Origin of the sequence: Streptomyces sp. NPDC058619, from assembly GCF_042717785.1 — a bacterium.
GTDB lineage: Bacteria > Actinomycetota > Actinomycetes > Streptomycetales > Streptomycetaceae > Streptomyces.
Genome location: NZ_JBHXQN010000050.1, coordinates 39420 through 45427, shown reverse-complemented (window position 1 = coordinate 45427; position 6008 = coordinate 39420). Strand labels below are relative to the sequence as shown.

Annotated in this window: 7 protein-coding genes and 1 pseudogene; 2 read left to right on the top strand and 6 right to left on the bottom strand. The window is 70.3% G+C overall.

All coding sequences use genetic code 11. The annotated features are described in order from the left end of the window. Nucleotides 1-209: 209 nt before the first annotated feature. The gene (locus ACFWTC_RS31270; RefSeq protein WP_383926967.1) at nt 210-428 is read left to right on the top strand and encodes a VOC family protein; all 219 of its coding nucleotides are present in this window, start codon (nt 210-212) and stop codon (nt 426-428) included. Nucleotides 429-713: 285 nt separating this feature from the next. Here the strand turns inward: ACFWTC_RS31270 and ACFWTC_RS31265 are convergent, their stop codons facing one another. Next, the gene (locus tag ACFWTC_RS31265; RefSeq protein WP_383926970.1) at nt 714-857 is read right to left on the bottom strand and encodes a hypothetical protein; all 144 of its coding nucleotides are present in this window, start codon (nt 855-857) and stop codon (nt 714-716) included. 25 nt (nt 858-882) lie between these two features. Then, nucleotides 883-1128, bottom strand: a pseudogene (locus tag ACFWTC_RS31260) (STAS domain-containing protein); the annotation flags it as partial. Between the two features lie 183 nt (nt 1129-1311). Here ACFWTC_RS31260 and ACFWTC_RS31255 point away from each other — a divergent pair. Then, a complete protein-coding gene (locus ACFWTC_RS31255; RefSeq protein ID WP_383926956.1) occupies nt 1312-1530 on the top strand; it encodes a hypothetical protein in 219 nt (72 codons plus the stop codon). Here ACFWTC_RS31255 and ACFWTC_RS31250 read toward each other — a convergent pair. From ACFWTC_RS31250 to ACFWTC_RS31235, 4 genes are read right to left on the bottom strand one after another with little or no spacing between them, the layout of a single operon-like run. Further along, complete coding sequence (locus ACFWTC_RS31250) at nt 1520-2158, bottom strand: lactate utilization protein C (protein WP_383926953.1); 639 nt, start codon at nt 2156-2158, stop codon at nt 1520-1522. The two genes, ACFWTC_RS31255 and ACFWTC_RS31250, sit on opposite strands and share 11 nt — an antisense overlap. Then, the gene (locus ACFWTC_RS31245; protein ID WP_383926950.1) at nt 2155-3579 is read right to left on the bottom strand and encodes a LutB/LldF family L-lactate oxidation iron-sulfur protein; all 1425 of its coding nucleotides are present in this window, start codon (nt 3577-3579) and stop codon (nt 2155-2157) included. The genes ACFWTC_RS31250 and ACFWTC_RS31245 overlap by 4 nt, the downstream gene beginning before the upstream one ends. Then, complete coding sequence (locus ACFWTC_RS31240; protein WP_384028467.1) at nt 3576-4331, bottom strand: (Fe-S)-binding protein; 756 nt, start codon at nt 4329-4331, stop codon at nt 3576-3578. Before ACFWTC_RS31240 ends, ACFWTC_RS31245 begins: the two co-directional genes overlap by 4 nt. Then, nucleotides 4331-5860 (bottom strand): rhamnulokinase family protein, encoded by a 1530-nt coding sequence (locus ACFWTC_RS31235; protein WP_384028465.1) that lies wholly within the window; start codon nt 5858-5860, stop codon nt 4331-4333. The genes ACFWTC_RS31240 and ACFWTC_RS31235 overlap by 1 nt, the downstream gene beginning before the upstream one ends. Nucleotides 5861-6008 lie beyond the last annotated feature (148 nt).

The window sequence follows — 6008 nt, the reverse complement described above, 5'->3', positions numbered from 1 at the left end:
GCACCGAGCTCCACGACGCGTTCGTCTCCCTCGCCTGCAGCCTCATCTGCTGGCGACGCCTCAACAAGTCCGACTCATGATCGTGTTACGAGCTCTAAGGAGGTGTTCGGGCTCAGCGAAGCCTTCGCGGATCCCGATGGCACGTTCACTGTGCTGAGTAACGGCTCTGAGGGCTCGCTGGAGACGGGTGTGCTGCTGACGGTCGAGCACTGAGCAAGATCGAGGACTTCACTTCTCAGAGCCCGGCGGGCGGCTTCCGTATCGGCCTGGAGGTCGATGACGTGGAAGCTGCATTTCGCAAGGCGGTCAAGGCGGGCGCGACCAGTGCGAAGGAGCCCCTCGTCAGGCCCTGGGGCCAGAAGGTGGCCATCGTCTTGGACCCGAACGGCGTCATCGTCGAACTGGCGGAGCCGACCGAGTACAAGTAGACAGCTGGCACCGGTGGGCGGGCTCTCGCCGTTCAGGCCTGCGGCGCAGGCACGGGGATGACCGCGGCGTTCACCACCGCGCAGACCGGAACGTGGGCGGTGATGGCCGCCGGCAGTGTCCCCCCGCTGGTCGGGATCTTCCTCGGTATGGCCATCGCCAAGGGCTGACGAACTAGCCAGCCCGCTGCGGTCCCGGATCACAAGTTGCAGCGGCGGGACTACGCGAGACGTGGCGCAATCCAGGCCGCGCCGCGATTGTAGGTCCTGCGCCTAACGGGTCGAGGGTCAGGAGCCGTCGTAGTGGTCACGGCTCCCGGACTTGGCCAGCCCGCGGCTGATCATGTAGCCGACGGTCAGGATCACGATGTACAGCCACGCGGCGTCGGCACGGAAGTAGTCGCCGTGGCCCTCTTCGGTGCCCCCCACCATGGAGGCGAAGCCAGGCGACGGTATCGGGGACGGAGCGTAGTCCCAAGTCCGTGCCGTGGGTGCGGGCGAGGCGGGCGGCGGCCAAGAGTACGCCCAGGCCGGTGCAGTCGCAGAAGTCCATGCGGGACAGGTCCACGGTGACGTGCCTGGAGGTGGTGATGGCCTGGGCCAGGGCATTACGCAGGTCCGAGCCAGTGGCGACATCCAGTTCCCCGGCCACGGTGACCTCGCAGACGTCGGGTCCGCAGCGGTGGACCTCGACATGGAACATGTCAGGCAACTGGCGCCCCCTCGCGATTGCTGGTGCGCCTGTGTTCAGGGAACGCCTGGGGCGGGCTGATGTCCAGCGGGGAGGGGAAACACCGCCGGATCATGGCTCGCCAGCGTACGGGTGGGCAGCCGGTTAAGCGCTCCTGGGGCCCGCTGACCGAGGGCCTGAACGTGCCCCGCGAACTTGGACCTCGGCGACCGCGCGAAGGCGCTGGAACCGCTCAAGGTGAACCGGCTCGCGCACGCCGCGATCGTCGGAGTCGTCAAGGACGTCCTCCCCGAGACCCAGGTGGGCTGCTTGGGCGGCACCCGCCAGTGGCCCTGCTGCCGCCCGCATGGACCAGATCCGCGGCCATGGGGCACCGGCCTCCTCGCCGCGCACCGCCTCATCTTTAGCGGGTGACGATCACAACATCGAGCCGTCTTGGGCCGTGCACGCCTTCGACGCGGTCGAGTTCGATGTCGCTGGTGGCGGAGGGGCCGGAGATCCAGGTCTGGGGGCGGGTTGGGTCGAGGCGTGGCAGGGCCTGGGGGATGGAGGCGACGACTTGGTCCTCGGCGCGTACGACGCAGACGTGTAGGTCGGGGACGAGAGTGAGGGCGCGGCGGCCCTGGCCGGGGCCGCCGTCCAGGACGATCGTGCCGGTTTCGGCGATGGCGAGGGCGCAGCTGGTGACCACGGCGTCTGTGGTGTCCAGCTCGTGCGGCGTGAGGGTGGCGTCCGCGTCGTAGTGCTGCTCGGCCGTCGTCGCGGACAGCCATGCGGCGGGCAGTCCGGGTGGCACGGCGACGGTGTGGGCGTCGTGCCGGTCGAGGAGTTCTGCCACCAGAGCGGGGAGCTCGGTTTCCGTGGTGCGATGAACGATCGCGCGGTAGTCGGCGAGGTTCTCGTGGAGGAGGTCCAGGATTGCAACGGGGGCGTCGGGGGTGTGGGTGGTGAGGTAGTCGCGTGCCGGTTCCGGGGTGAGTGGCGTGTCGGCGAGTGCCTGGCGGATGCGGTCCAGGACGCGTTCGCGGGAGTTCTGATTCACGTGCGGTTCTTCTTCCACCAGTCACGGAAGGGTTCGGCGGGCATCTCGGGCAGATCGCGGCTCTCCGACCACGGGCCGACGCCCGGCCCGGGCAGCTTCCTCGGGTGCAGCGCGCGCGTCCTCGACGCGACGCGCTCGCCGGCGGCGAGAACGCTGGGGCGGTCGAGGACCCAGCCGGCGGCCTTCATCGCCGCCTTCTCCAGCCGGTGTCCCTTCCCGCCCTGCCCGGCGACCTTCTCGCGGAGGTGGACGAGGACCTCGGGGATGTCGATGGCGACCGGGCACACGTCGTAGCAGGCCCCGCACAGGGAGGAGGCGTACGGGAGGGAAGCGTCGATCTCGCTCTGCGTGCCACGGAGTTGGGGGGTGAGGATGGCGCCGATCGGGCCGGAGTAGACGGAGCCGTACGCGTGGCCGCCGGCCCGCTCGTACACCGGGCAGACGTTGAGGCAGGCGGAGCAGCGGATGCAGCGCAGGGCCTGGCGGCCGACCTCGTCGGCGAGGGTGTCGGTCCGGCCGTTGTCGAGGAGGACGAGGTGGAAGGCCTTCGGCCCGTCCGCGTCGGTGGTTCCGGTCCACATGCTCGTGTACGGGTTCATCCGCTCGGCCGTCGAGGAGCGGGGGAGAGTCTGGAGGAAGACCTCCAGGTCCCGCCAGGTGGGGACGACCTTCTCGATGCCGACGACGGAGATGAGGGTCTCGGGGAGGGTGAGGCACATGCGGCCGTTGCCCTCGGACTCGACGACGACGAGGGTGCCTGTCTCGGCGACCATGAAGTTCGCCCCGGAGATCCCGACCTTCGCGCGCAGGAACTTCTCCCGCAGGTGCAGCCGGGCCGCCTCCGCCAGTTCGGCTGGGCTGTCGGTGAGGTTGTCAGGTGCCTTTCGGCCCCACTTGCCCATCTCGGAGCGGAAGATGTCGCGGATCTCGCCGCGGTTGCGGTGGATGGCGGGGACGAGGATGTGGGAGGGCCGGTCGTTGCCGAGCTGGACGATCAGCTCGGCGAGGTCGGTCTCGTAGGCCCGGATCCCTTCGGCCTCCAGCGCCTCGTTGAGGCTGATTTCCTGCGTGGCCATCGACTTGACCTTGACGACCTCCCTTTCGCCGGTCGCCTTGACGAGTTCCGCGACGATCCGGTTGGCCTCGGCCGCGTCCGCCGCCCAGTGCACGGTGCCACCGGCCGCGGTGACTGCTTCCTCCAGCTGGAGCAGGTAGTGGTCGAGTCTGCTGAGGGTGAGGTTCTTGATCTGCTTGCCGGCCTCGCGGAGCTCGGCCCAGTCCGCGAGTTCGGACACTGCCATGGCTCGCTTGTCGCGGATGGTGTGGGTGGCGTGGCGCAGGTTGGCGCGCAGGATGTCGTTGCGTACGGCGTCGTGCGCGGCCTTGGGGAAGGCCGGCATGCCGATGAAGGTCCGGCTCATGTCAGTGGTTCCTCTTCCGTGCTCGCGAGGATCTCGGCGATGTGCAGGGCGCGTTGCGGGGCGTCCTGGCGGCGCAGCATGCCGTCGATGTGCATCAGGCAGGAGTTGTCGGCGCCGCACAGGACCCCGGCGCCGGTGGACAGGGAGTTGCGGATCTTGTCGGCGCCCATGGCCGCCGACACGTCCGGGTTCTTCACCGCGAAGGTGCCGCCGAAGCCGCAGCACTCCTCCGCCCCGGGCAGCTCCCGCAGTTCGAGCCCCTTCACTGCCTGAAGGAGCTGGCGGGGGCGTTCCCCCAAGCCGAGCATGCGCAGGCCGTGGCAGGAGGGGTGGTAGGTCACCTCGTGGGGGAAGTACGCGCCGACGTCGGTCACGCCGAGGACGTCGACGAGGAACTCCGTCAGTTCGTACGTCCTCGGGACGAGGGAGTCGCAGGCCTCCGCCAGCGTGTCGCCGCGGCCTTCGGCGCGGGCCTTCCGGGCGATCCTCGGGTAGTTGTCGCGGACCATGGCGACGCAGGAGCCGGACGGGGTGACCACGTAGTCGTAGCCCTCGAAGGCACGGCTCACGCGGTGGACCAGGGGTTCGGTCTCGCGGCGGTAGCCGGTGTTGTACTGGGGCTGGCCGCAGCAGGTCTGGGCGGTGGGGAAGTCCACCGTGACGCCGAGGCGTTCGAGGAGTCTGACGGTGGCGACGGCCGTGGAGGGGTAGATCGCGTCGTTGACGCAGGTGACGAAGAGGGCGACGCGCATCAGGGGTTCCTCGGGGCGGGGTCGAGTCGGGCGGCGGCCGCGTTCCAGGCGGCGGTGTCACCCTGGGGGGTGTAGTGCCGCAGGCGCTGGGTGGAGGCGATCAGGCCGCGTATGTCGGCGAGGTCGCCGACCAGGCCTGCGGCGCGGGCCTGGACGAGGATGTTGCCCAGTGCGGTGGCTTCGGTGGGGCCGGCGATGACCGGCAAGCCGGTGGCGTCGGCGGTGAGCTGGCAGAGGAGGTCGTTGCGGGAGCCGCCGCCGACGAGGTGGATCCGGGTGATGTCGCGGCCGGCGAGTTCGGCGGCCTGGCGCAGGGTGCGGCGGTGGGCGAGCGCCAGGCTTTCCAGGATGCAGCGGACGACTGCGCCCTGGCTGCCGGGAACGCGCTGCCCGGTGCGGGCGCAGTAGTCCCGGATGCGGGCCGGCATATCGCCGGGGGCGAGGAACTCCGAGGCGTCCGGGTCGACGAGGGAAGCGAAGGGTTCGGCCCGGGCCGCTTCGGCGAGGAGCGTGGGGATGTGAGTGGGCAGGTTCTCCCCCTCCCAGGTGCGCCGGCACTCTTCAAGCAGCCACATGCCCATGATGTTGCGCAGGTGGCGCACCGTGCCGTCGATGCCGCGTTCGTTGGTGAAGTTCGCCGCCCGGGAGGCCTCGCTGAGGACCGGGGTGTCGAGTTCGAGGCCGGCGAGCGACCAGGTGCCGCACGAGATGTAGGCGAAGCCGGGCTCGGTCGCGGGCACGGCGACGACCGCGGAGGCGGTGTCGTGCGAGGCGACCGTCGTCACCGCCGTCCGGGGATCGAGCCCGGTGTACGCGGCGACGTGGGGCAGCAGGGTGCCGGCCGGGTCGCCGGGCGCGCGCAACGGCGGGAAGAGGCCGGGATCGAGAGAGAGCCGGTTCAGGAGGTCCTTGGACCAGGTGCCGGTGCGGGCGTCGAAGAGGCCGGTGGTGGATGCGTTGGTCTCCTCGGCTCCGATGGACCCGGTCAGCCAGTGGATCAGCAGGTCTGGGATGAGCAGCAGCGTGCGGGCGGCCTGCCGCTGGGCGGTTCCTTCGGCGGAGGCGAGCTGGAAGACCGTGTTGAACGGGAGGTGCTGGAGGCCCGTGATGCCGTACAGCTCCTCGGGGCCGACCCTGGCCCAGACGCGGGCGGCGGCGCCTTCGGTCCGGTCGTCGCGGTAGTGGAACGGGTGGCCGAGCAGGGCTCCGTCTGTGTCGAGGAGGCCGTAGTCCACGGCCCAGGTGTCGACGCCGATGGAAGCGACGCCGCCACAGCGGGCGGCCTCGCGCAGTCCGTCTAGGACGCCCTGGAACAGGGCGACGGTGTCCCAGCGCAGCCCGTCCGGCAGGCGCACGGGTGTGTTGGGGAAGCGGTGGACCTCGGTGAGGTCGAGGTTGTCCGGACCCACCCGGCCGACGATCACCCGTCCGCTGGTGGCGCCCAGATCGACTGCGGCGAACGCGGACGCGAAGGCGAACGGCGGGGGAGTGGTGGTCACGTGGATACCTCCGCGGTGTGGGCGGCTCATCGAGGAACAAGAGGGAAGAAGGGGCGGACCGGCGCCGCCCGGCGGGCACGGTGTCAGGGCCGGTTCCCGTACGGCATGGCGCCGCCGGTCCGCGGAGGCACCTGGGGCGAGTGCGTCAGTCACCCGCCCCAGGGCGATCAGAGGGCCC